Source organism: Bacteroides sp. D1, assembly GCF_000157095.2.
Classification (GTDB): domain Bacteria; phylum Bacteroidota; class Bacteroidia; order Bacteroidales; family Bacteroidaceae; genus Bacteroides; species Bacteroides xylanisolvens.
Genome location: NZ_JH114331.1, coordinates 772,824 through 796,379 on the forward strand (window position 1 = coordinate 772,824; position 23,556 = coordinate 796,379).

Genomic DNA, 23,556 nt, shown 5'->3' on the forward strand with positions numbered 1-23,556 from the left:
AATTAAAACGGGAGTCAGTATGGATGACGAGGCGTTGATTCAATATAAGAACGTAGAAATCCATCAACAGGAACTCTGTGTATTAAGCGATGTAAATCTGGAACTGCACAAAGGAGAGTTCGTCTATTTGATCGGAAAAGTAGGCTCGGGAAAAACGAGTTTGCTCAAGACTCTGTATGGCGAACTGGACGTAATTGACGGTGAAGCGGAAGTGTTGGGTTATAACATGCGTTCTATCAAACGTAAGCATATTCCGCAACTGCGTCGGAAATTAGGCATTGTCTTTCAGGATTTTCAGTTGCTCACAGACCGTACTGTATACAATAATCTGGAATTTGTACTTCGTGCCACAGGCTGGAAAAACAAACAGGAAATCCAAGATCGTATTGAAGAAGTGCTTCAGCTGGTGGGAATGTCCAACAAAGGTTATAAGCTCCCGAACGAGCTTTCCGGTGGCGAGCAACAGCGCATTGTGATTGCACGTGCCGTACTCAATTCTCCTGCTATTATTCTAGCGGATGAACCGACCGGAAATCTGGACGTAGAGACCGGTAAGGCCATTGTAGAATTGTTGCACAATATCTGTGAATCCGGTTCATCCGTAGTGATGACGACGCACAATTTGCAATTGCTGAAAGAGTATCCGGGCAGGGTATATCGTTGCGCCGACCATCAAATTGTAGATGTGACAGCCGAATACATGCCCAGACAGAGAACAATAGAAATAGATTTAAATATAGATAACTAAAACAGTAACGAAAATGAAAGTTTTAAAGTTTGGAGGAACTTCCGTAGGTTCTGCTCAGCGCATGAAGGAAGTAGCCAAATTGATTACCGATGGTGAACAAAAGATTGTTGTTCTCTCTGCTATGTCAGGAACAACAAACACATTGGTGGAAATTTCGGACTATCTGTATAAGAAGAATCCGGAGGGTGCCAACGAGATTATCAATAAGCTGGAAGCAAAATATAAACAGCACATTGATGAACTTTTTGCAACCCAGGAATATAAACAGAAAGGTCTTGAAGTTGTCAAATCCCACTTCGACTACATCCGCTCCTATACTAAAGACCTTTTCACTTTGTTCGAAGAGAAAGTGGTTTTGGCACAGGGAGAGCTTATTTCTACGGCGATGGTAAACTTCTACCTGCAGGAATGTGGCGTGAAGTCCGTGTTGCTTCCAGCTTTGGAATTCATGCGTACTGACAAGAACGCAGAGCCGGATCCTGTATATATTAAGGATAAATTGCGCGCACAGCTCGATCTCTATCCGGATACAGAAATCTACATTACGCAAGGTTTCATCTGCCGCAATGCTTACGGTGAGATAGACAATCTGCAACGTGGTGGTAGTGACTACACTGCTTCTTTGATTGGAGCCGCAGTAAACGCTTCTGAAATCCAGATTTGGACAGATATCGACGGTATGCACAATAACGACCCGCGTATTGTTGACAAGACCGCTCCGGTTCGTCAGCTTCACTTCGAAGAAGCAGCCGAGTTGGCTTACTTCGGTGCAAAAATCCTGCACCCTACCTGCATCCAGCCTGCTAAATATGCCAATATCCCTGTTCGTCTGTTGAACACAATGGATCCGGAAGCTCCGGGCACACTGATTTCCAACGACACGGAAAAAGGTAAAATCAAGGCAGTAGCCGCAAAAGAAAACATTACTGCGATCAAGATCAAATCCAGCCGTATGTTATTGGCTCACGGTTTCCTGCGTAAGGTATTCGAAATCTTCGAAAGCTATCAGACGTCTATCGACATGATCTGTACTTCAGAGGTAGGTGTATCTGTAACAATCGATAACACGAAGCATCTGAACGAGATTCTGGATGACTTGAAGAAATACGGAACTGTAACCGTTGATAAAGAGATGTGTATCATCTGCGTTGTAGGTGACCTTGAATGGGAAAATGTCGGTTTTGAAGCGAAAGCTCTTGATGCGATGCGGAATATACCGGTGCGAATGATCTCGTTCGGAGGAAGTAACTACAATATCTCCTTCCTCATTCGGGAGTGCGATAAGAAAGTAGCTTTACAGTCGTTGAGTGATATGCTTTTCAACGACAAATAAATCCACAAATAACACGAGCGCTTTTACCGAACTGATAAAAGCGCTCTTTTTTAACCAACTAAACAAGTTTTTCGAATTATGAAGGGAATATTTCCAATCGATAAATTCCGCACTTTGCAGACACCTTTCTATTATTACGATACCAAAGTGCTGCGTGATACATTGTCGGCTATTAACCAGGAGGTTGCCAAATATCCTAATTATTCAGTGCATTACGCTGTTAAAGCCAATGCCAACCCGAAAGTACTTACCATTATCCGTGAGAGCGGAATGGGAGCCGATTGTGTGAGCGGCGGAGAAATCCGTGCCGCTATCCGTGCCGGATTCCCTGCCGATAAAGTTGTTTTCGCAGGAGTCGGCAAAGCAGATTGGGAAATCAATCTCGGACTGGAGTATGGCATCTTCTGTTTCAATGTCGAGTCTATCCCCGAACTGGAGGTAATCAATGAATTGGCTGCCGCTCAAAATAAGGTTGCCAATGTTGCTTTCCGTATCAATCCCGATGTCGGCGCACATACACATGCCAATATAACTACCGGTTTGGCAGAAAACAAATTCGGTATCAGTATGCAGGACATGGACAAGGTGATAGACGTAGCACAAGAGATGAAAAACGTAAAGTTTATCGGTCTTCACTTCCACATTGGCTCGCAGATTCTGGATATGGGTGATTTTGTAGCCCTCTGCAATCGTGTCAATGAGTTGCAGGACAAACTGGAAGCACGAAGAATCCTGGTAGAACATATCAACGTAGGTGGTGGTTTGGGTATTGATTACGGACACCCCAACCGTCAGGCTATCCCGAATTTCAAGGATTACTTTGCTACCTATGCCGGACAATTGAAATTGCGTCCTTATCAGACACTGCATTTTGAGCTGGGACGTGCAGTGGTAGGTCAGTGTGGTTCTTTGATATCCAAAGTTCTCTATGTAAAACAGGGAACACGGAAGAAGTTTGCTATCCTTGATGCAGGTATGACCGACCTGATCCGTCCGGCTTTGTATCAGGCATTCCATAAAATGGAAAATATAACTTCTGAAGAACCATTGGAAGCCTACGATGTAGTAGGGCCGATCTGTGAATCGTCAGACGTTTTCGGAAAAGCGATTGACTTGAACAAAGTGAAGCGTGGTGACTTGATCGCCCTTCGTTCTGCCGGTGCGTACGGTGAAATAATGGCTTCCGGATACAATTGTCGTGAGCTGCCGAAAGGATATACTTCCGACGAAATGGTGTAAGTAAAAAATGAACTGCTATAATCAAAATGTGAATGTAGTTTAAAAATATAGGGTGCATGGAACAATTTTAACTGAAAGCGTGTTATTTTTGTAATGAGTTCAAAAAGAAACTACATTAACAACTTAATAAAAAAATACGATTATGATTTCAGAAAAATTACAGAATGCAATTAACGAACAGATTACTGCTGAAATGTGGTCTGCTAACCTGTATTTAGCAATGTCTTTCTATTTTGAGAAAGAAGGTTTCAGTGGTTTTGCTCATTGGATGAAAAAGCAATCTCAGGAAGAAATGGGACATGCTTATGCAATGGCAGATTATATCATCAAACGTGGAGGAACTGCTAAAGTGGATAAAATAGATGTTGTTCCTAACGGATGGGGTACACCTCTCGAAGTATTCGAACACGTTTACAAACATGAATGTCATGTTTCTCAATTGGTAGACAAGCTGGTAGACGTAGCAGCTGCTGAAAAGGATAAAGCAACACAGGATTTCTTGTGGGGATTTGTTCGTGAACAGGTAGAAGAAGAAGCTACAGCGCAAGGCATTGTTGATAAAATCAAGAAAGCCGGTGATACCGGAATTTTCTTTGTAGATTCACAACTGGGACAGCGTTAATGATGCTACTCTGAAAAATAGTTCTTTATTATACATAGAAGCTGCCTGAATTTTTGTTCAGACAGCTTCTTTTTTTTCACTTATTTGGCTTATGTTCGAAAATAAACTACCTTTGTATTACGAGTCAGAGAGAAATTAATCCCGATTATTATAAATGAATGGTGTGAATAGAGGAATTTTTAGATTGCTCCCTATATTTTTATTGCTCTTTTTGGGGGTGAGCAGTTGTTCTCAAAAAGAGGAACGGCGTATTTTAGTTATCCACTCTTATGAGGAGACTTACGCGGCTTATCCGGAATTCAACCGGATGATAGCGGAGCAATTTGAGAAAGAGAAAATAGATGCTGATATCCGTACCGTTTATTTAGATTGCGAGTCCTATTGGGAAGAACCGGAGTTGGAGCGAATGCGTTTTCTGGTTGATTCCGTTTCGAAAGACTGGCGGCCGGAAGTGATTCTGGTGAATGAAGACCAGGCTACTTATTCATTGATGAAATGTGGGGTGCAGTTGGGCAAAGAAGTACCTGTGGTCTTTGGTGGTGTCAATTACCCGAATTGGGGCTTGCTGAAACGCCATCCTAATGTGACGGGTTTCCATGATAAGATCGCCTTTAATGAAAATGTCAGTGTGGCAAAAGAACTTTTCGGTGAATACGTCCGGTTGTTTACCATGCTCGATACCACTTATATCGATAAACAAATCAGAAGAGATGCAAAGGAACAGTTTAAAGGTCATAAAGTGACCGGATTCATCGATAACCCCGAACTTTCTCCTGAAGAACAGATACGTTTGACGCAGGAAGAAGGTTATACTCGTTTCATGGCTATTCCTTTGCGTAATGCCAGAAATCATTCGGATGCCACCTTTATGTGGGTGTTGAACAGAAGCTATCGCGATCAATGTTATATTCAGCTGAAACGTGATTATACTACCATTAATATTGGAAGCATCTGTGGCAGTCCCAGTCTGACTGCCATCAATGAAGCCTTCGGGTTTGGTGAAAAGTTGCTGGGTGGATACATCACTTCGTTGCCTATTCAGGTGGAAGAAGAGGTGAAAGCAGCCGTTCGTATATTACATGGTGCGAGTCCGGCGGACATGCCTATTGTTGAAAGCCGGAAAGAGTATGTTGTTGATTGGAATACAATGACGCAAATAGGTTTGAGTAAGGAAAGTATTCCTGCTAAATATCGTATTATCAATATTCCGTTTAGTGATAAATACCCTTTGTTGTGGGGAATTTCAGTCGCATCGTTCATTCTTATATTAATTATTCTTTTCGCTTCTCTTTGGTGGCTATACCTTCGGGAACAGATGAGGAAAAAGCAGGCTCTTATAGCATTGGCTGATGAAAAAGAAACATTGTCATTAGCCATTGAGGGTGGAATGACGTATGCCTGGAGATTGGATAACGGTTGTTTTGTTTTTGAAGATGCATTCTGGGCGTCGCAAGGGTTAAATTCCAGACAACTTTCGTTTAAGGAATTCATGAGCTTTATCCATCCCGACCATTGGGAAGGAGTGAAGTTCAACTGGCGAAATCTGAAAAGTGCTCATAAAAAGATTGTGCAGGAGCTTTGTAACTTCGACGGCAAAGGCTATCAGTGGTGGGAGTTCCGTTATACTACCAAACAGCTACCCGGAGGCGAATATAAAACCGCAGGTTTGTTGCTTAATATACAGGATATAAAAGATCGTGAAGAAGAATTGGAAGCAGCACGCTTATTGGCTGAAAAGGCGGAATTGAAACAATCATTCCTCGCAAATATGAGCCATGAGATACGTACTCCGCTTAATTCAATCGTTGGCTTTGCCAATATACTGGCATTGGAAGATGGATTGAGTTCCGTAGAACGCGAAGAGTATATCAGTACTATTAACAAGAACAGCGAGTTATTACTCAAACTGATTAATGATATCTTGGAACTTTCCCGTATCGAATCAGGATATATGTCTTTCTCATTCAAGAGATGCAAGGTGAGAGAGTTGATTGACGATATCTATATGACACATCAGGTTCTGATTGCTCCACATTTGGAATTCCTGAAAGAAGTGGATGATACACCTCTGGAAATCAATGTGGACAGGGAGCGCTTGATACAAGTTCTGACAAACTTTCTGAATAACGCCTGCAAGTTTACGGAAACCGGATATATCAAATTAGGATATAGTTATCTGCCGGATGAAGGCAATGTGCAGATTTATGTCGAAGATAGCGGAAGAGGGATTCCACGAGAAGAACAACGGATGATTTTCAGCCGTTTCTACAAACAAAACGAATTCTCGCAGGGAGCAGGATTGGGACTTTCTATTTGTCAGGTGATTATAGAGAAGCTGGGTGGAAAGATCGAACTCAAATCTGAAGTAGGCAAGGGAAGCCGCTTTACGGTTATTCTTCCTTGCCGGGTGGTATCTTGATAATGATAGACTTTAACGGGAATACGAACAATCTTATTTCTTGTTTTTTCCTTTCTCCATCGTTCCCAGGTAAATCTCCAGTGAACGGGTGGAAATCTGTATTTCGCGGAAAGATACGCCTAAAGAAGCTATCAGCAGAATCAATGCCAATCCGAATACATAAGCAGAGAATAATTGAAGCCCGATATAAATAAGGAACATGCTGACTACACAGAAAAAAAGGCTTGCAATACCTAGTCCTTGCATTCTACGGGTCAGGTTTAACCGTTTCCGTAGATTCTCGATTTGTGCTTCAGTGATATCCGAAGGGTTTTCCATGTAGCGGTCACGCAGTTGGCGCACAAGTTGGGCATACGATAAGAAACGGTTAGTATAAGCCAGCAATATCAATGAAACTGCCGAGAAAAGTAGGGCAGGAGTAGTGAGAGTCAATTCTTCCATAATCTTTTTTTTATAGTCAAGTAGCGGTTCAAAATTCATTTTATAAAAGAGAATTTTTTGGCACGGGTTACACGGATTTCACGGTTTTAGAAATATGCTTGCATAAAGCAGCAGCGTAATCTGTGTAATCCGTGCCTAAAAATGGATGCTGCAAGTAAACCTTGCCCCGGAGTTATTCCGCTTTCAGCACATTAAGCTCTTTGCCTACCTTGATAAAGGCAGCGATGCACTTGTCAAGATGTGCTTTCTCGTGCCCTGCAGAGATTTGCACACGGATGCGTGCCTGATCTTTCGGCACTACCGGATAATAGAAACCTGTCACATAGATGCCTTCCTCCTGCATACGTGCAGCGTAAATCTGGGATAACTTCGCGTCATACAACATAACGGCACAGATAGCGCTTTGTGTCGGTTTGATATCAAATCCGGCAGCTGTCATCTTATCACGGAAGTAGTTTACATTCTCAACAAGTTTATCATGTAATGCATTGCTCTCTTTCAGCATTTTGAAAACTTCAAGGCTGGCACCAATGATGCCCGGAGCCAAAGAATTCGAGAACAGATACGGGCGGCTGCGTTGACGAAGCAAATCGATAATCTCTTTACGACCGGTGGTGAAACCTCCCAGTGCACCGCCAAAAGCCTTACCTAATGTTCCGGTATAAATATCTACCCGTCCATGAGTCTTATACAACTCGCTTACTCCATGCCCTGTGGCACCTACCACACCGGCAGAGTGTGACTCGTCCACCATTACCAGTGCATCGTATTTCTCGGCAAGATCGCAAATCTGATCCATTGGAGCTACATTGCCGTCCATAGAGAACACACCGTCCGTCACAACAATACGGAAACGTTGTGCCTGCGCTTCTTGCAGACATCTTTCCAAGTCCTTCATGTCAGCGTTGGCATAACGGTAGCGCTTTGCCTTGCAAAGACGTACTCCGTCAATGATAGAAGCATGATTCAGAGAATCCGAGATGATGGCATCCTCTTCAGAGAAAAGCGGTTCGAATACACCGCCGTTAGCATCGAAGCAAGCGGCGTACAAGATCGTGTCTTCCGTTTGGAAATACTCCGAGATGGCAGCTTCCAGTTCTTTGTGTATATCTTGCGTTCCACAAATGAAGCGGACGGACGACATTCCGTAACCACGGTTGTTCATCATTTCCTGCGAAGCCTTAATCAATCGCGGGTGATTGGATAATCCTAAGTAATTATTTGCACAGAAGTTCAGCACTTCCTTACCTTTTACAGTGATGGCAGCTTGCTGCGCACTTTCAATCAGTCGTTCTTCTTTATAAAGTCCGGCTTCCTTGATTTCAGCCAATGTTTGGCAGAGATATTCTTGCATTTTACCGTACATAGTGTTTGGGTGATTAAGTTATATTGCAAAGGACACAATTTTTCTTGGAATAACAATGTCTTTTTGATTAAAATCTGAAAAAAAAGTGCTTACTTTGCGCACTATTTAAGCTTGATATTCTAAGTCAGAAGAAAAAATGGAACACATTTTGATTATTGGAGCTACCGGACAGATAGGGTCGGAGCTAACGATGGAGCTACGTAAACGTTACGGAAATGCAAATGTAGTAGCAGGTTATATTCCGGGTGCAGAGCCTAAAGGGGAATTAAAGGAGTCCGGACCGTCGGCAATTGCTGATGTAACGGATGGAGAAGCGATCGCATCTGTGGTAAAAGAGTATCACATCGATACAATCTATAATTTGGCTGCTCTGCTGTCCGTAGTTGCCGAGTCGAAGCCCAAGCTGGCCTGGAAAATAGGTATCGATGGATTATGGAATGTATTGGAAGTGGCACGCGAACAAGGATGTGCAGTGTTTACTCCGAGTTCTATCGGTTCGTTTGGCGCTAGTACGCCTCATACGAAAACACCGCAGGATACAATTCAGCGTCCGCGCACCATGTATGGAGTTACCAAGGTAACGACCGAGTTGCTAAGTGATTATTATTTTAATAAATATGGGGTTGATACCCGTGCTGTCCGTTTTCCGGGCATTATTTCGAATGTGACCCCTCCGGGAGGAGGTACGACCGATTATGCTGTCGATATTTATTACTCGGCAGTGAAAGGAGAAAAATTTGTGTGCCCCATTAAGCAAGGCACTTTGATGGATATGATGTACATGCCGGATGCGCTGAATGCAGCAATTACGCTGATGGAAGCTGATCCGACAAAATTGATACACCGAAATGCTTTCAATATCGCCTCGATGAGTTTCGACCCGGAGACGATTTATCAGGCTATCAGGAAGCATGTGCCGCAGTTTGAGATGATCTATGATATAGATCCTTTGAAACAGCGCATTGCCGATAGCTGGCCCGATAGTCTGGATGACACCTGCGCTCGTGAAGAGTGGGGCTGGAAGCCGGCCTACGATTTGGAAAGCATGACGGTAGATATGCTTGAAAAGTTAAGAGAGAAACTAAAATAATGAAAAAACTAATTGTAGGGGTCATGTTGCTCGGTATACTGGGTGCTTGTGGAAACAAGAAAACAAACATTGACCCCTTCGCATCTATCACAAAAGAAGTGGATTCTATCCGGCGGGTAGCCGATTCTATTCACTGTGATGAATCGCCGGAAGATCCGCAACCTATACAGGCAGATGAATCTTTCGATGATTTTATCTACAATTTTGCTTCCGATGACGTGTTGCAGCGTCAGCGTGTGAAATTTCCGTTGCCTTACTACAATGGAGATAAAAAAACGAATATCGAGGAGCATAACTGGAAGCATGATGACTTGTTTACCAAACAGCATTATTATACGCTTCTATTTGATAGAGAAGAAGATATGGATTTAGTGGGAGATACCTCCCTCACTTCCGTACAGGTAGAATGGGTGTTTGTGAAAACACGAATGGTAAAGAAATACTATTTTGAGCGTATCAAAGGTGCATGGATGCTGGAGGCAATTAATCTGCGCCCCATTAAGCAAAATGATAATGAAAATTTCGTGGAGTTTTTCGGACACTTTGCCGCAGATAGTCTTTTTCAGAGTAAGCGTGTGTGTGAGCCTCTAGCTTTTGTAACCACCGATCCGGACGATGATTTCTCTATTCTGGAGACCACCCTCGATCTTAATCAGTGGTTCGCTTTTAAACCGGGACTTCCTGCCGATCGTCTTTCTAATATCAATTACGGGCAGCGGAATGACGATGATTCGCCAACGAAGATTCTGGCGTTGAAAGGTATCGGTAATGGTTTTTCCAATATCCTCTATTTCCGTCGCAAAGCCGGAGAATGGGAATTGTATAAGTTTGAAGATACAAGCATTTGATGCAGGTAGTAATACGCTACAAGAAATAGCCTTGCTGTTAATGATATAACAGTATTTGCCGGCTTATAACGAATAATGATATAACTTATAATTAAAAATATATGTATTCTCTTTTACCCTACAATACATTCGGCATTGATGTCAGTGCCGCTCGTTTTTTAGAGTACACTTCGGTTGAAGAACTGAAGAAGCTGATTGTGCAAGGTGCCGTTACGACACCTTTTTTGCATATTGGTGGTGGCAGTAACCTGTTGTTTACCAAAGATTACGACGGGGTGATATTGCATTCCCGCATTGAAGGAATCGAAGTGACGGAAGAAGATGACCACTCTGTATCAGTGCGAGTGGGAGCAGGGGTGGTATGGGATGACTTTGTAGCCTATTGTGTAGAGCATGGATGGTATGGAGCGGAGAACCTGTCGCTGATTCCCGGTGAGGTGGGGGCAAGTGCAGTACAGAATATCGGAGCCTATGGCGTTGAGGTAAAAGATCTGATAACGGCTGTGGAAACGGTGAACATTCAAGCTGAAGAACGCGTTTATTCAGTTGGTGAATGTGGATATACCTATCGCAACAGTATCTTTAAGTATCCGGAAAACAAAGCGACCTTTGTCACTTATGTTCGTTTCCGATTGAGTAAAGAAGAGCATTATACATTAGACTATGGCACCATTCGTCAGGAGCTTGAAAAATATCCGGCGTTGACACTTTCTGTTGTCCGGAAAGTGATTATTGCTATTCGCGAGAGCAAGCTGCCCGATCCGAAAGTGATGGGTAATGCCGGCAGTTTCTTTATGAACCCCATTGTGCCGAAAGAAAAACTGGAAGCCTTGCAACAGGAATATCCCCGCATACCCTACTATGAGCTGGCCGACGGCCGCGTAAAAATTCCGGCAGGGTGGATGATTGACCAATGTGGTTGGAAAGGAAAAGCCTTGGGGCCGGCTGCTGTGCATGATAAACAAGCACTGGTGCTGGTGAACCGTGGTGGAGCAAAAGGTAGTGATATTATTGCGCTTTCAGATGCGGTCCGAGCCTCTGTCCGTGAGAAGTTCGGTATTGATATTCATCCGGAAGTCAACTTTATAAATTGAGAATAAACAAGTGAAAGTAAGAATTATAGGAAGTGGAACATCGACGGGAGTACCTCAAATCGGCTGTACATGTCCGGTTTGTACTTCTTCCGATCCGAAAGATAATCGATTGCGTGCATCTGCTATTGTGGAGACAGATGACGCGCGGATTCTGATAGATTGTGGTCCCGATTTCCGGACACAGGTATTACATCTCCCTTTTGAGAGGATAGATGGTGTACTCATTACGCACGAACATTATGACCATGTAGGCGGACTGGACGATTTACGTCCGTTTTGTCGGTTCGGTTCCGTGCCTATTTATGCGGAAGATTATGTAGCGCAGGGATTGCGTTTGCGTATGCCCTATTGCTTTGTCGACCATCGTTATCCAGGTGTTCCCGATATTCCTTTACAAGTAATTTCGGTGGGGCAATCCTTTTCTATAAATCATACGGAAGTGCTTCCTCTGCGTGTGATGCATGGCCGACTGCCGATTCTGGGGTATCGTATCGGGCAGTTGGGGTATATCACTGATATGTTGACCATGCCCGAAGAATCCTATGAACAATTGGCAGGAATAGATGTTTTGGTAATGAATGCGCTTCGGATCGCCTCGCATCCTACTCACCAAAATTTGGAAGAAGCATTGGCGGTGGCCCGGCGTATTCAGGCAAAGAAGACATACTTTATACACATGAGTCATGATATGGGCTTGCATGCGGAGGTTGAAAAGAACCTTCCGGAAAATATTCACCTGGCGTTCGACGGATTGGATATCTATGTTTGATTATCGGTGAAATTTTTAGCAAAAGTTTTGTTTTCTTTGTAGAAATTATTATTTTTGCACCTAGCCGATAAACAGCGAATATTATGAAACTTCGTACGATAGTGAAAATAGCGATCACATCTTCTGTTGTACTTTTGTGCTCAGGTTTCGCATTGTACTCTTTTTTTAGACTGTCAGCAGCTGAAGGGCAGAAAGACTTTAATCTTTATGAACTGGTGCCATCCACAACTTCAGCAGTATTCGTTACTGATGACGTGCTCGAATTTGTAGCAGAAGTCGATGAGCTGACTTGCAGTAAAAATCAGCAATATCTTTATGTATCCAAACTCTTTTCTTATCTGAAACAGAGTCTTTACGCCCTTTCAGAAGATACTCCCCACGGTTTAAGCCGGCAAATGAATCAAATGTTGATTAGTTTCCACGAGCCGGATAACGAACGTAATCAAGTGCTCTATTGTAGATTGGGAAATGGGGATAAGGAGTTGGTAAACAGATTTGTACGCAAATATATATCCTCACTTTATCCGCCGAAAACATTTATTTACAAAGGAGAAGAGATTATTATTTATCCCATGGCGGACGGTGATTTTCTTGCCTGCTATCTGACATCCGATTTTATGGCATTGAGCTTTCAGAAAAAACTGATTGAAAACGTTATTGATGCGTATAAAAGTGGAAAATCGTTGGCTGATGATTCTACCTTTACAGGAATACGTGCTCCGAAAAAAAGTGCGGCGGCCGCTACCATCTATACCCGTATGCAAGGGATGATGGGATGGACGGAATTTGACATGAAAATGAAAGATGATTTCATCTATTTCTCCGGCATCACTCACGATGCAGACACTTGCTTTGCGTTTATAAACCAGCTTCGCCAGCAACAATCCGTCAAGGGATTTCCGGGAGAGGTATTGCCGTCTACTGCTTTCTATTTCAGCAGGCAAGGGATTACGGACTGGGTGTTTCTACTTTCTTATGGAAATGCCCAAGGACAGAGCGTGCCTGCCCGCACGAGTGAAGTGCAAAATAGGGATAAAGAGTTTTCACGCTATCTGATGGAAAATGCCGGGCAGGATTTGGTTGCCTGTCTCTTTCAGCGTGAAGATACTTTGCAGGGTGCAGCGGCAGTCTTGAGCCTGTCGGTGGCAGATGTAACGGAAGCCGAGCGAATGCTTCGTGCCCTTGTTAATGCCGCTTCGGCGGACGAAGGAAGAAGAAATCCGCGTATAACTTTTTGTTATACTGTAAATAAAGCATATCTTGTCTATCGGTTGCCTCAAACAACATTGTTTGAACAACTAACCAGTTTTGCGGAACCAACTTTGGATGTATATGCAGCCTTCTATGGCGGGCGCTTGTTGCTCGCTCCTGATGCGGATGCTCTCGCGCATTATATTCGCCAGCTGGATAAAGGTGAGGTGCTCAATGGAGCGATGGCCTATCAGACAGGCATGGATCATTTGTCCGATTCCTACCATTTTATGCTGATGGCGGATTTCGACCACATATTCCAACAATCAGAAAATCACGTTCGTTTTGTACCGGATTTCTTTCTGCGCAACGCCGACTTCTTCCGTCATTTCACCCTTTTTGTTCAGTTTGCCTGTGCAGACGGAATGGTATATCCTAATATTGTTTTGAAATATAAATCAGAATAAAAAATCATCGTTTGTCTGCGATTATTTTTCTGAAAACCTCCATAGCTTTTGGTTGGATTATCCATAAACTTTGCCTGCTTCCTCCATACATTTTCAAGATGCTGTTTATCGTTTTTTTGCTCCATTGACCCATACTTTTTTGTGTGCGTTCTGCTTTTGGAGAAACGCCTTTTTGTTTTTTTTCTTTTTGCATTTTTGCCGTTTTTATATGTGTGCTTATAATAGTCCTATGGTCAGCTTATTATGAGTGATTTTAACATTTGAATCTGTAAAATATACAGAAAAATTCACAGAAAATACGTAAAATATACAGAAAAATTCATCCCCCATTATAAACAAAGAAATAAATAAAAAAACTTCTTCTTCTGAAGATGAAAAAGAAGAAGAAAAAGATTTGTTTTTTTTCGGGAGAAAAGGAGATAAAAAAACTCCTGATGGAGTTTAATCCTATCGGGAGTTTTTTATGCTTATTCATCGAACGAATGACTTTCGGTTTAGAATGGCAGATCGTCTTTGGCATCGCCCGGAGTAAATTCCGGCATAGCCGACGGAGCTGGAGGAGGAACGGGAGAACCGGAAGCCATTGGAGCACCTGTGCTAACACGCTCTACTTTCCATGCGCGGATACTATTGAACCAGCGATCATTCCACTGACGGGCGTCAACGTCGAATGATACAGTCAATTCTTCGCCCATTTGAATGTTGAACTGCTCGATTTTGTCTGCGCCAAATACGTCGAAGCACATTTTACGTGGATATTGGTCGTGGTTTTCGATAACGTACTCTTGTGATTTCCACTCGTTGCCGCTAGTTTTTGAAACTCCGCCTCTCGGGGGGAGGATAGCGATGATTTTTCCTGTAAATTCCATTGCGATAATTTTAAATTCTGCGGCGAAGTTACAATTTTTTAGTAATATCCCTCGCACAATACCTGTTTTTTTCTTTTGTTTTTATTGGGCAGCCCAAATCTTTTTTCGTAACTTTGTGCGATAGAACATTTAAAACTTAAATACACGAAAATATATGAAATTTATCGTTTCAAGTACTGCTCTTTCCAGCCATTTACAGGCCATCAGCCGTGTTATTAATTCAAAAAATGCGCTGCCAATTCTCGATTGTTTCCTCTTCGAACTGGAAGACGGAACTTTGTCTGTGACTGTATCCGACAGTGAAACAACGATGGTGACTACCGTAGAAGTGAATGAAAGCGATACGAACGGGCGTTTTGCCGTAGTAGCGAAAACATTGCTTGACGCACTGAAAGAAATTCCGGAACAACCACTCACATTCGATATCAATCCGGATAATTATGAAATAACGGTGCAGTACCAGAACGGAAAATACAGCCTGATGGGGCAGAATGCGGATGAATTCCCGCAATCGGCTACACTGGGGGATAATGCTGTCCGTGTAGAAATGGAAGCAAGCGTACTTCTGGGAGGTATCAACCGTTCGGTGTTTGCTACTGCCGATGATGAACTTCGTCCGGTGATGAACGGTATTTATTTCGATATTACAACAGAAGACATTACAATGGTTGCTTCGGACGGTCATAAACTGGTGCGTTGTAAAACGTTGGCAGCCAAAGGCAACGAGCGTGCAGCCTTCATCCTTCCAAAGAAACCGGCTACATTGCTAAAGAATCTTTTGCCGAAAGAACAAGGTGCAGTGACCATTGAATTTGACGAACGCAACGCTGTATTCATGCTTGAAAGCTACCGGATGGTTTGCCGCCTGATTGAAGGACGTTACCCGAACTACAACTCGGTAATTCCGCAAAACAATCCGCACAAAGTAACCGTAGACCGCCAACAGTTGGTAGGAGCTTTGCGCCGTGTGTCTATCTTCTCGTCACAAGCCAGCAGTTTGATTAAACTTCGTATGCAGGAAAACCAGATTGTGATTTCCGCACAAGATATTGATTTCTCTACTTCTGCCGAAGAAACACAAGTTTGCCAGTATGCAGGTGCTGCAATGAGTATCGGTTTTAAATCGACATTCCTCATCGACATACTGAACAATATTTCGGCAGATGAAGTAGTCATCGAACTTGCAGATCCTTCACGTGCCGGAGTAATCATCCCGGTAGAGCAGGAAGAAAACGAAGACTTGCTGATGCTGCTGATGCCGATGATGCTAAATGATTAATGTTAATTCACCACAGAGGACGCAGAGGACACAGAGGATAAATTTGAATATTTATTAAATAACCCTCTGTGTCCTCTGCGTCCTCTGTGGTGACTCAATAAAATAAACAGAAATGAAATTAAATCTGAAAAATCCCATTGTTTTCTTTGATTTAGAAACAACAGGAACCAATATCAACACAGACCGAATTGTTGAAATTTGCTATCTGAAAGTATATCCGAATGGAAATGAAGAAGCAAAGACATTACGTATCAATCCTGAAATGCATATTCCGGAAGCATCCTCTGCTATACATGGTATTTATGATGCCGACGTAGCAGATTGTCCTACTTTTAAAGAAGTAGCGAAAAACATAGCCCGAGACATTGAAGGTTGCGATTTGGCAGGATTTAATTCCAACCGTTTTGATATTCCTGTTCTTGCCGAAGAGTTTCTTCGTGCCGGAGTGGATATTGATATGACAAAACGTAAATTTGTAGACGTACAGGTCATCTTCCACAAAATGGAACAACGCACCCTGTCTGCTGCCTACAAGTTTTATTGCGACAAGAATCTGGAAGATGCACACACTGCCGAAGCAGATACACGGGCTACTTATGAGGTGCTGAAAGCACAGCTCGACCGTTACTCCGATCTTCAGAATGATATTGCGTTCCTGGCTGATTATTCAAGTTTCAGCAAGAATGTCGATTTTGCCGGACGCATGGTGTATGATGATAACGGAGTAGAAGTGTTCAACTTCGGAAAATATAAGGGAATGTCTGTAGCCGAGGTTTTGAAGAAAGATCCCGGATATTACAGTTGGATTTTGAATAGTGACTTCACGCTGAATACCAAGGCGGCATTGACAAAAATCCGCTTGCGTGAAATGAGTAATTTGATTACAAAATAATGCTAAAAGGAAAGAAAATAATTCTTGGAATTACCGGCAGTATTGCCGCGTATAAGGCGTGCTATATCATTCGCGGACTGATAAAACAAGGAGCGGAAGTGCAGGTCGTAATTACTCCGGCGGGAAAAGAATTTATTACTCCGATCACTCTTTCGGCTTTGACCAGCAAACCGGTCATCAGTGAGTTTTTTGCCCAACGTGACGGAACGTGGAACAGCCACGTTGATCTCGGTTTATGGGCGGATGCCGTATTGATTGCGCCGGCCACTGCCTCTACCATCGGTAAAATGGCCAACGGAATAGCCGACAATATGCTGATAACCACTTATCTTTCGGCAAAAGCTCCCGTGTTTGTTGCTCCGGCAATGGACCTCGATATGTTTGCCCATCCTGCCACCCAGAAAAATCTGGATATTCTGCGTTCCTATGGTAATCATATTATCGAGCCGGGGACAGGAGAACTAGCCAGCCATCTGGTAGGGAAGGGGCGAATGGAAGAGCCGGAGAATATCATCCGGGTATTGGATGAATTCTTTGCTTCGAGTGACGAACTGTCCGGAAAGAAAGTGATGATTACCGCCGGACCGACTTACGAAAAGATTGACCCGGTGCGTTTCATCGGCAATTATTCGTCCGGAAAGATGGGATTCGCGTTGGCAGAAGAATGTGCCCGTCGCGGAGCACAAGTGACCTTGATAACAGGTCCTGTGCAACTCAAAACGCAACATTCTGGCATAATTCGTGTCGATGTCGAATCTGCTGAAGAAATGTACAAAGCAGCGCAGGCTCATTTCCCGGATGCTGATGCAGGTATTCTTTGTGCGGCAGTAGCCGACTATCGTCCGGCAACGGTAGCCGATAAGAAGATTAAGCGGGAAAAAGAAGAAGAACTGACCCTGCATCTTCGGGCAACACAAGATATTGCTGCCTCTTTAGGAGCCATAAAAAGAAAACAACAATGCCTGGTTGGCTTTGCGCTCGAAACCAATAATGAGCAGCAGAATGCCGAAGGAAAGCTCGAACGCAAGAACTTCGATTTTATCGTGCTAAACTCGTTGAATGATGCAGGAGCCGGTTTCCGCCATGATACCAATAAGATAAGTATAATCGACAGGAAAGGTCGTACAGACTATCCTCTGAAGTCGAAAACAGAAGTAGCTCAAGACATCATTGATTGTCTGGTAGCCACCCTGTCTCCCAATTTTTAATTTTCAAATTTTAATTTTTAATTAGTTTGTTACGTTCACTATACATTCAGAATTACGCATTGATAGAAAAACTGGATATCAGTTTTGAAACAGGCTTTTCCGTTATAACAGGTGAAACGGGAGCCGGGAAATCAATTATTCTGGGAGCGATCGGGCTCCTGCTGGGGCAGCGTGCCGATGTGAAAGCGATTCGTCGCGGAGCTTCCAAATGTATTATAGAGGCACGGTTCGATATTGCTGCCTACGGTATGCGTCCGTTTTTTGAAGAAAACGAATTGGAATATGATGAAGAGTGTATTTTGCGTCGTGAGGTACAGGCTTCCGGCAAAAGCAGGGCATTCATCAATGATACTCCCGCTTCACTGGTACAAATGAAAGAGCTGGGCGAACAGTTGATAGATGTACATTCTCAACATCAGAATCTGTTACTTAATAAAGAAGGATTCCAGTTGAACGTGCTTGATATTCTGGCACATAATGATGCAGCATTGGAGAAATACCATCTGCGTTATGGCGAATGGAAGCAGACAGAACGCGAACTGGCTGAATTAATGTCACTGGCAGAGAAAAGCCGTTCTGATGAAGATTATATCCGTTTCCAACTTGAACAGCTCGAAGAAGCCCATCTTGTGGAAGGCGAGCAGGAGGAACTGGAGCAGGAAGCCGAAACATTAAGTCATGCGGAGGAGATTAAAGCCGGACTTTACCGGGTAGAACAGTCATTTGTCTCGGATGAAGGCGGATTGCTTTCTTACCTGAAAGATAGTCTGAATACGCTGAATAGCCTGCAAAGAGTCTATCAGCCCGCTAAGGAACTTACCGAACGTATGGAGAGCGCCTATATCGAATTGAAAGATATTTCGCACGAAGTCTCTTCGCAAAGTGATTCCGTTGAATTTAATCCGGTCCGCCTGGAAGAAGTGAACGAACGGCTGAATCTGATTTATTCCCTGCAACAGAAACACCGGGCACAGACTCTTGACGAGTTGATAGCGTTGACGGATGAATATCGTAGCAAATTGTCCGACATCACTTCATACGATGAGCGTATTGCCGAGCTGACCGTTCGTAAAGAGGAACAATATAAGCAAGTGAAACAACAAGCAGAACTGCTCACCAAAGCCCGTACGAAAGCTGCGCGTGAAGTGGAAAAGCAATTGGCTGCCCGCTTGATTCCGTTGGGAATGCCGAATGTTCGTTTCCAGATCGAAATGGGACTGAAGAAAGAGCCGGGATTACAAGGAGAAGATACAGTCAACTTCCTGTTTTCTGCCAATAAGAACGGTACTTTGCAAAATATCTCTTCCGTAGCTTCGGGAGGTGAAATTGCCCGTGTCATGCTTTCTATCAAAGCATTGATTGCCGGAGCCGTGAAACTGCCGACTATCGTATTTGATGAAATAGATACCGGTGTCTCCGGTGAAATAGCCGACCGCATGGCGGACATGATGCAGGAAATGGGCGACCGGAATCGTCAGGTAATCAGCATCACCCACCTACCGCAGATTGCTGCCCGCGGACGTGCACATTATAAAGTATATAAGAAAGACAGCGATACGGAAACAAACAGTCATATCCGCCGTCTCACCGATGAAGAACGAGTAGAGGAAATAGCTCACATGCTTAGTGGCGCCACTCTGACCGAGGCCGCCCTTAGCAATGCCAAATCCCTGCTTGATGCTAAGTAATTAATGGCTAAATTGATTCATTCAAAGTAGTTGAGGTAGTGAATTGTTAAGCGGTAACTGATAAGTAGTAAATTGTAAATAGTAAAATAGTAAATCAAATAGATGTTGGATAAAAGTGAAATGATTTTCGGTGTTCGTGCCGTGATAGAAGCCATTCAGGCAGGTAAAGAGATTGATAAAATTCTGGTAAAGAAAGACATTCAGAGTGATCTTTCCAAAGAATTGTTTGCTGCTTTGAAAGGGCTGATGATACCGGTTCAGCGTGTTCCGGTAGAACGTATTAACCGCATTACCCGGAAAAATCATCAGGGAGTGATTGCATTCATTTCTTCTGTGACTTATCAGAAAACGGAAGATCTTGTTCCTTTCTTGTTCGAACAAGGGAAGAATCCATTTTTTGTTATGCTGGACGGAGTGACCGATGTACGTAATTTCGGAGCCATTGCCCGTACCTGCGAATGTGCAGCTGTCGATGCAGTAATTATTCCTGTCCGCGGGAGTGCGTCTGTCAATGCTGATGCCGTGAAAACATCGGCAGGAGCGCTGCACACGCTGCCTGTGTGTCGTGAGCAGAACCTCCGTTCAACGCTGCAATATCTGAAAGACAGTGGTTTCCGTATTGTAGCTGCTACCGAGAAGGGAGATTACGACTATACAAAAGCCGATTATACAGGACCGCTGTGCATCATTATGGGAGCGGAGGATACGGGAGTTTCTTATGAAAACCTTGCGCTTTGCGACGAATGGGTGAAAATCCCGATGCTGGGCACCATCGAATCTCTGAATGTTTCCGTGGCTGCCGGTATTCTGGTTTACGAAGCTGTGAAACAAAGAAATAATGATTGATATGAAGAAGATTTTAATTCTACCTTTGCTGCTTTTCTTCCTGATACAGGGAAGCATGGCGCAAACTCCCAAATGGGTAGAGAAGGCAAAACGGGCAGTCTTCTCTGTGGTGACTTATGACAAGAATGATAAAATGCTGAATACCGGAAACGGATTTTTTGTATCCGAAGATGGATTGGCTTTATCAGATTATACTCTTTTTAAAGGAGCCGAACGTGCGGTGGTAATCACTTCCGAAGGCAAGCAGATGCCGGTTAGCTTGATACTTGGAGCGAATGATATGTATGATGTCATTAAGTTCCGTGTGGCTATCACCGAGAAGAAAGTGCCTGCGCTCATTGTGGCTAAAACAGCTCCGGCAGTGGGAGCCGATGCGTGGATGCTTCCTTATTCTACACAGAAAAGTATTGCTTGCGTTACTGGTAAAGTGAAAGAAGTTTCCAAAGTAGCCGGAGAATATCATTACTATACATTGGGCATGCAGATGAAAGATAAGATGGTGAGCTGTCCGGTGATGAATGCCGAAGGTCAGGTGTTTGGTATTGCGCAGAAATCATCCGGCATCGATACGGTGACCACTTGCTATGCGGCAGGAGCAGCTTTTGCCATGTCACAGAAAATCAGTGCTCTTTCTTTGGGAGACGCTGCTTTGAAAAAGATTGGCATCCGGAAAGGCCTGCCCGAGACGGAAGACCAAGCATTAGTGTACTTGTTTATGGCATCTTCGAGCCTGTCGGGCGACGATTACGAAAAGCTGTTGGATGATTTCATCCGTCAGTTCCCTGCCAATGCGGATGGTTATCTTCGTCGTGCCAATTATTATGCAGCTAAAGGTAAGGACGACCAGACTTGGTATGATAAAGCAGTTGCCGACTTTAATCAAGCTTTGAAAGTAGCCCAGAAAAAAGATGATGTATATTATAATATAGGTAAGCTGATATATGCTTATCAGTTGTCGAAGCCGGAAAAAACGTATAAAGACTGGACGTATGACACTGCTTTGCAGAATGTTCGTCAGGCAATCGGCATTGATCCGCTGCCTATTTATATTCAAATGGAAGGCGATATACTGTTTGCCCAGCAAGATTATGCCGGTGCTTTGGCAGCTTATGAAAAGGTAAATGCCAGCAACATTGCTTCTCCGGCCACTTTCTTTAGTGCTGCCAAGACGAAGGAACTGGCGAAAGGTGACCCGAAAGAAGTCGTAGCTTTAATGGATAGCTGTATTGCCCGTTGCCCGCAACCGATCACAGCAGATTTTGCTCCATATTTGTTGGAACGTGCGCAGATGAACATGAATGCCGGCCAGCCACGGAATGCGATGCTCGATTATGATGCTTATCATACAGCAGTCAAAGGAGAAGTGAACGACGTATTCTATTACTATCGCGAACAGGCCGCTTTGAAAGCACGCCAATTCCAACGCGCCTTGGATGATATAGTTAAAGCAATCGAAATGAATCCGACAGACCTGACCTATCAGGCGGAACATGCAGTGGTCAACCTGCGTGTAGGACGTTATGAAGAAGCTATTCAGATTTTGGATAATATACTGAAGGCTGATCCTAAATATGCCGAGGCTTACCGCTTACTGGGGCTTTGCCAGATACAGTTGAAGAAGACAGATGAAGCTTGTGGCAACTTTAAGAAAGCGAAAGAACTGGGTGATCCAAATGTAGATGAGCTGATTACCAAATACTGCAAGTAAGAGATTGCCTCTTCGAAAACAACATAAGTAAAAATGAATCCCTGCCAACTCGAAAATTGGCAGGGATTCCTCGTTTTGGGGGACGTTGTATAAAAAACTCTCTCTCTTTTTTTATTTTTCCCCACTTCACTTGTTAAGCTCAGGTTGTAGGTTTTAATGATATATGGTTTGATTTCCCTTTTTCCCCTCTTTTATAAGTTAAATGCACGCTTATTGAAAATACTGCATGGCTTCACTTATTTTTTTTAGAAATTATTCGATTTTCCATCTAAAACAGTGACTAAATTTAAAAATGTGATTCATTTTATCTATAATCTTACTATATTCCGCACGTTTTTTAATAACACTTATGAGATAAGTTATAATTTATGGAAAAAAATCGATTTACTATTTGTGCAAACAATTACATCGATTGTTTGCGACAAGAGGGTCGTTATTCTACGGCCCATGTGTATAAACACGCTATTCGTTCTTTTTCGCAGTTTTGTGGAACTCAATCCATCACGTTTAGTAAAATAAACCGTAAAACTCTAAAGAGGTATAGCAACTATCTGATGGCTTCCCGTTTGAAGCCCAATACGATTTCTACGTATATGCGTATGTTGCGTAGTATCTACAATCGTGGTGTCGATATGCATCAGGCTCCTTATGTACATGGTTTGTTCCGGGATGTTTTTACCGGGGTGGACACACGTCAGAAGAAAGCTATCCCGATCGGCGAACTTCACATGCTATTAAACAAAGATCCTCAATCGGAAAAGCTTCGCCGGACGCAGGCCATTGCCAATCTGTTATTTCAGTTTTGTGGAATGCCTTTTTCTGATTTAGCCCATTTGGAAAAGTCCAATCTGGAGCGAGGGCTTTTGAAGTACAATCGTACCAAGACCGGTACTCCTATGAGTATAGAAGTGCTGGAGTCAGCGCAGAATGCAATTGGGGGATTGTACAATAAATCTGACGCCCGGAGTTCTGGCTATCCTGATTATCTTTTCCGGATATTAAGCGGAGCGTACAAGCGGAATGAAGAAGGAGCCTATCGTGAGTATCAGTCAGCTTTGAGACGTTTTAATAATGAGTTGAAAAGCCTGTCCAGAAAATTAAGGCTACATTCGCCCGTCACGTCGTATACGCTTCGTCATTCTTGGGCTACGACTGCTAAGTACAGAGGTGTACCTATCGAAATGATTAGCGAATCACTAGGACACAAATCTATTAAAACAACACAGATATATTTAAAGGGTTTCGAATTGGAAGAAAGAACAAAAGTAAATAAATTGAATTATTCTTACGTTTGTAATTTTAAAATGCTCTGATTAATATTATTAAAGCATTATGGATTAGGGACTTAATGCTGATGTTACTTCTTAGGTAACGGAATTATATTCGCTACAAAGATAGGTAAAAATATTAATAGCAAACAAACAATAAACTTCTTTTTT

Annotated in this window: 21 protein-coding genes; 17 read left to right on the plus strand and 4 right to left on the minus strand. The window is 43.1% G+C overall.

The genetic code is table 11. The features are described 5' to 3' along the window. The first annotated feature begins 19 nt into the window (after positions 1 to 19). The 5 genes from BSAG_RS18510 to BSAG_RS18490 all read left to right on the plus strand — a co-directional run bounded on the left by BSAG_RS18510 (position 20) and on the right by BSAG_RS18490 (position 6,361). The gene (locus tag BSAG_RS18510) at positions 20 to 748 is read left to right on the plus strand and encodes a cell division ATP-binding protein FtsE (RefSeq protein ID WP_004313660.1); all 729 of its coding nucleotides are present in this window, start codon (positions 20 to 22) and stop codon (positions 746 to 748) included. A gap of 13 nt (positions 749 to 761) precedes the next feature. Continuing rightward, positions 762 to 2,081, plus strand: a complete 1,320-nt coding sequence (locus BSAG_RS18505) for an aspartate kinase (protein ID WP_004313659.1) — start codon at positions 762 to 764, stop codon at positions 2,079 to 2,081. Between the two features lie 78 nt (positions 2,082 to 2,159). Further along, positions 2,160 to 3,320 carry a diaminopimelate decarboxylase gene (gene lysA / locus BSAG_RS18500; protein WP_004313658.1) on the plus strand — a complete coding sequence of 387 codons (1,161 nt, stop codon included), beginning with the start codon at positions 2,160 to 2,162 and terminating at the stop codon, positions 3,318 to 3,320. A gap of 142 nt (positions 3,321 to 3,462) precedes the next feature. Next, entirely contained in the window at positions 3,463 to 3,942 is a 480-nt protein-coding gene (locus tag BSAG_RS18495) for a ferritin (RefSeq protein ID WP_004304025.1), read from the plus strand. A 154-nt stretch (positions 3,943 to 4,096) separates the two neighbouring features. After that, positions 4,097 to 6,361 carry an ATP-binding protein gene (locus tag BSAG_RS18490; protein ID WP_008771203.1) on the plus strand — a complete coding sequence of 755 codons (2,265 nt, stop codon included), beginning with the start codon at positions 4,097 to 4,099 and terminating at the stop codon, positions 6,359 to 6,361. A 33-nt stretch (positions 6,362 to 6,394) separates the two neighbouring features. On the opposite strand, the gene BSAG_RS18485 is transcribed toward BSAG_RS18490, so the two are convergent. Next, positions 6,395 to 6,802, minus strand: coding sequence for a DUF2721 domain-containing protein (locus BSAG_RS18485; protein WP_004313656.1), 408 nt, complete (start codon positions 6,800 to 6,802; stop codon positions 6,395 to 6,397). Positions 6,803 to 6,974: 172 nt separating this feature from the next. Next, entirely contained in the window at positions 6,975 to 8,168 is a 1,194-nt protein-coding gene (kbl, locus tag BSAG_RS18480; RefSeq protein WP_004313655.1) for a glycine C-acetyltransferase, read from the minus strand. 136 nt (positions 8,169 to 8,304) lie between these two features. Here kbl and BSAG_RS18475 point away from each other — a divergent pair, with 136 nt between their 5' ends. From BSAG_RS18475 to BSAG_RS18455, 5 genes are all read left to right on the plus strand, one after another. Continuing rightward, positions 8,305 to 9,258 carry an NAD-dependent epimerase/dehydratase family protein gene (locus BSAG_RS18475; protein WP_004313654.1) on the plus strand — a complete coding sequence of 318 codons (954 nt, stop codon included), beginning with the start codon at positions 8,305 to 8,307 and terminating at the stop codon, positions 9,256 to 9,258. Then, entirely contained in the window at positions 9,258 to 10,106 is an 849-nt protein-coding gene (locus BSAG_RS18470) for a DUF4348 domain-containing protein (RefSeq protein ID WP_004313653.1), read from the plus strand. The genes BSAG_RS18475 and BSAG_RS18470 overlap by 1 nt, the downstream gene beginning before the upstream one ends. A 101-nt stretch (positions 10,107 to 10,207) precedes the next feature. Continuing rightward, positions 10,208 to 11,200, plus strand: a complete 993-nt coding sequence (gene murB, locus BSAG_RS18465) for a UDP-N-acetylmuramate dehydrogenase (protein WP_004313652.1) — start codon at positions 10,208 to 10,210, stop codon at positions 11,198 to 11,200. 10 nt (positions 11,201 to 11,210) lie between these two features. Then, complete coding sequence (locus tag BSAG_RS18460) at positions 11,211 to 11,969, plus strand: MBL fold metallo-hydrolase (protein ID WP_004313651.1); 759 nt, start codon at positions 11,211 to 11,213, stop codon at positions 11,967 to 11,969. An 83-nt stretch (positions 11,970 to 12,052) separates the two neighbouring features. Beyond that, the gene (locus BSAG_RS18455) at positions 12,053 to 13,627 is read left to right on the plus strand and encodes a DUF3352 domain-containing protein (protein WP_008020263.1); all 1,575 of its coding nucleotides are present in this window, start codon (positions 12,053 to 12,055) and stop codon (positions 13,625 to 13,627) included. 4 nt (positions 13,628 to 13,631) lie between these two features. Here BSAG_RS18455 and BSAG_RS18450 read toward each other — a convergent pair whose 3' ends face one another. Together BSAG_RS18450 and BSAG_RS18445 are read right to left on the minus strand one after the other, a co-directional pair. Then, positions 13,632 to 13,820, minus strand: coding sequence for a hypothetical protein (locus BSAG_RS18450; protein WP_008771201.1), 189 nt, complete (start codon positions 13,818 to 13,820; stop codon positions 13,632 to 13,634). A 301-nt stretch (positions 13,821 to 14,121) separates the two neighbouring features. After that, the gene (locus tag BSAG_RS18445) at positions 14,122 to 14,496 is read right to left on the minus strand and encodes a DUF3127 domain-containing protein (RefSeq protein ID WP_004316866.1); all 375 of its coding nucleotides are present in this window, start codon (positions 14,494 to 14,496) and stop codon (positions 14,122 to 14,124) included. A gap of 154 nt (positions 14,497 to 14,650) precedes the next feature. Here BSAG_RS18445 and dnaN point away from each other — a divergent pair, with 154 nt between their 5' ends. The 7 genes from dnaN (at position 14,651) to BSAG_RS18410 (ending at position 23,430) form a co-directional block, all read left to right on the plus strand. Then, complete coding sequence (gene dnaN, locus BSAG_RS18440) at positions 14,651 to 15,775, plus strand: DNA polymerase III subunit beta (RefSeq protein ID WP_004316865.1); 1,125 nt, start codon at positions 14,651 to 14,653, stop codon at positions 15,773 to 15,775. A gap of 112 nt (positions 15,776 to 15,887) precedes the next feature. Next, on the plus strand, positions 15,888 to 16,667 hold the full coding sequence (locus BSAG_RS18435; protein ID WP_004316864.1) for a 3'-5' exonuclease: 780 nt from the start codon (positions 15,888 to 15,890) through the stop codon (positions 16,665 to 16,667). Continuing rightward, a complete protein-coding gene (gene coaBC, locus BSAG_RS18430; RefSeq protein ID WP_004316863.1) occupies positions 16,667 to 17,875 on the plus strand; it encodes a bifunctional phosphopantothenoylcysteine decarboxylase/phosphopantothenate--cysteine ligase CoaBC in 1,209 nt (402 codons plus the stop codon). Before BSAG_RS18435 ends, coaBC begins: the two co-directional genes overlap by 1 nt. A 26-nt stretch (positions 17,876 to 17,901) precedes the next feature. Continuing rightward, entirely contained in the window at positions 17,902 to 19,563 is a 1,662-nt protein-coding gene (recN, locus tag BSAG_RS18425) for a DNA repair protein RecN (RefSeq protein ID WP_004316862.1), read from the plus strand. A 102-nt stretch (positions 19,564 to 19,665) separates the two neighbouring features. Further along, complete coding sequence (gene rlmB, locus BSAG_RS18420; protein WP_004316861.1) at positions 19,666 to 20,409, plus strand: 23S rRNA (guanosine(2251)-2'-O)-methyltransferase RlmB; 744 nt, start codon at positions 19,666 to 19,668, stop codon at positions 20,407 to 20,409. A gap of 1 nt (position 20,410) precedes the next feature. Continuing rightward, positions 20,411 to 22,117, plus strand: coding sequence for a serine protease (locus BSAG_RS18415; protein ID WP_008997363.1), 1,707 nt, complete (start codon positions 20,411 to 20,413; stop codon positions 22,115 to 22,117). A 368-nt stretch (positions 22,118 to 22,485) separates the two neighbouring features. Continuing rightward, complete coding sequence (locus BSAG_RS18410; RefSeq protein WP_004315124.1) at positions 22,486 to 23,430, plus strand: tyrosine-type recombinase/integrase; 945 nt, start codon at positions 22,486 to 22,488, stop codon at positions 23,428 to 23,430. The last annotated feature ends 126 nt before the right edge of the window (positions 23,431 to 23,556 follow it).

Bases quoted from the DNA above. Each gene is read 5' to 3' on its own strand.
- BSAG_RS18415 (WP_008997363.1), top strand. From the start codon at position 20,411: ATGAAGAAGATTTTAATTCTACCTTTGCTGCTTTTCTTCCTGATACAG.
- BSAG_RS18410 (WP_004315124.1), top strand. From the start codon at position 22,486: ATGGAAAAAAATCGATTTACTATTTGTGCAAACAATTACATCGATTGT.
- rlmB (WP_004316861.1), top strand. From the start codon at position 19,666: ATGTTGGATAAAAGTGAAATGATTTTCGGTGTTCGTGCCGTGATAGAA.
- BSAG_RS18470 (WP_004313653.1), top strand. From the start codon at position 9,258: ATGAAAAAACTAATTGTAGGGGTCATGTTGCTCGGTATACTGGGTGCT.
- BSAG_RS18485 (WP_004313656.1), bottom strand. From the start codon at position 6,802: ATGGAAGAATTGACTCTCACTACTCCTGCCCTACTTTTCTCGGCAGTT.
- dnaN (WP_004316865.1), top strand. From the start codon at position 14,651: ATGAAATTTATCGTTTCAAGTACTGCTCTTTCCAGCCATTTACAGGCC.
- BSAG_RS18435 (WP_004316864.1), top strand. From the start codon at position 15,888: ATGAAATTAAATCTGAAAAATCCCATTGTTTTCTTTGATTTAGAAACA.
- BSAG_RS18475 (WP_004313654.1), top strand. From the start codon at position 8,305: ATGGAACACATTTTGATTATTGGAGCTACCGGACAGATAGGGTCGGAG.
- BSAG_RS18450 (WP_008771201.1), bottom strand. From the start codon at position 13,820: ATGCAAAAAGAAAAAAAACAAAAAGGCGTTTCTCCAAAAGCAGAACGC.
- BSAG_RS18510 (WP_004313660.1), top strand. From the start codon at position 20: ATGGATGACGAGGCGTTGATTCAATATAAGAACGTAGAAATCCATCAA.
- coaBC (WP_004316863.1), top strand. From the start codon at position 16,667: ATGCTAAAAGGAAAGAAAATAATTCTTGGAATTACCGGCAGTATTGCC.
- BSAG_RS18495 (WP_004304025.1), top strand. From the start codon at position 3,463: ATGATTTCAGAAAAATTACAGAATGCAATTAACGAACAGATTACTGCT.
- murB (WP_004313652.1), top strand. From the start codon at position 10,208: ATGTATTCTCTTTTACCCTACAATACATTCGGCATTGATGTCAGTGCC.
- BSAG_RS18505 (WP_004313659.1), top strand. From the start codon at position 762: ATGAAAGTTTTAAAGTTTGGAGGAACTTCCGTAGGTTCTGCTCAGCGC.
- BSAG_RS18445 (WP_004316866.1), bottom strand. From the start codon at position 14,496: ATGGAATTTACAGGAAAAATCATCGCTATCCTCCCCCCGAGAGGCGGA.
- BSAG_RS18490 (WP_008771203.1), top strand. From the start codon at position 4,097: ATGAATGGTGTGAATAGAGGAATTTTTAGATTGCTCCCTATATTTTTA.
- BSAG_RS18455 (WP_008020263.1), top strand. From the start codon at position 12,053: ATGAAACTTCGTACGATAGTGAAAATAGCGATCACATCTTCTGTTGTA.
- lysA (WP_004313658.1), top strand. From the start codon at position 2,160: ATGAAGGGAATATTTCCAATCGATAAATTCCGCACTTTGCAGACACCT.
- kbl (WP_004313655.1), bottom strand. From the start codon at position 8,168: ATGTACGGTAAAATGCAAGAATATCTCTGCCAAACATTGGCTGAAATC.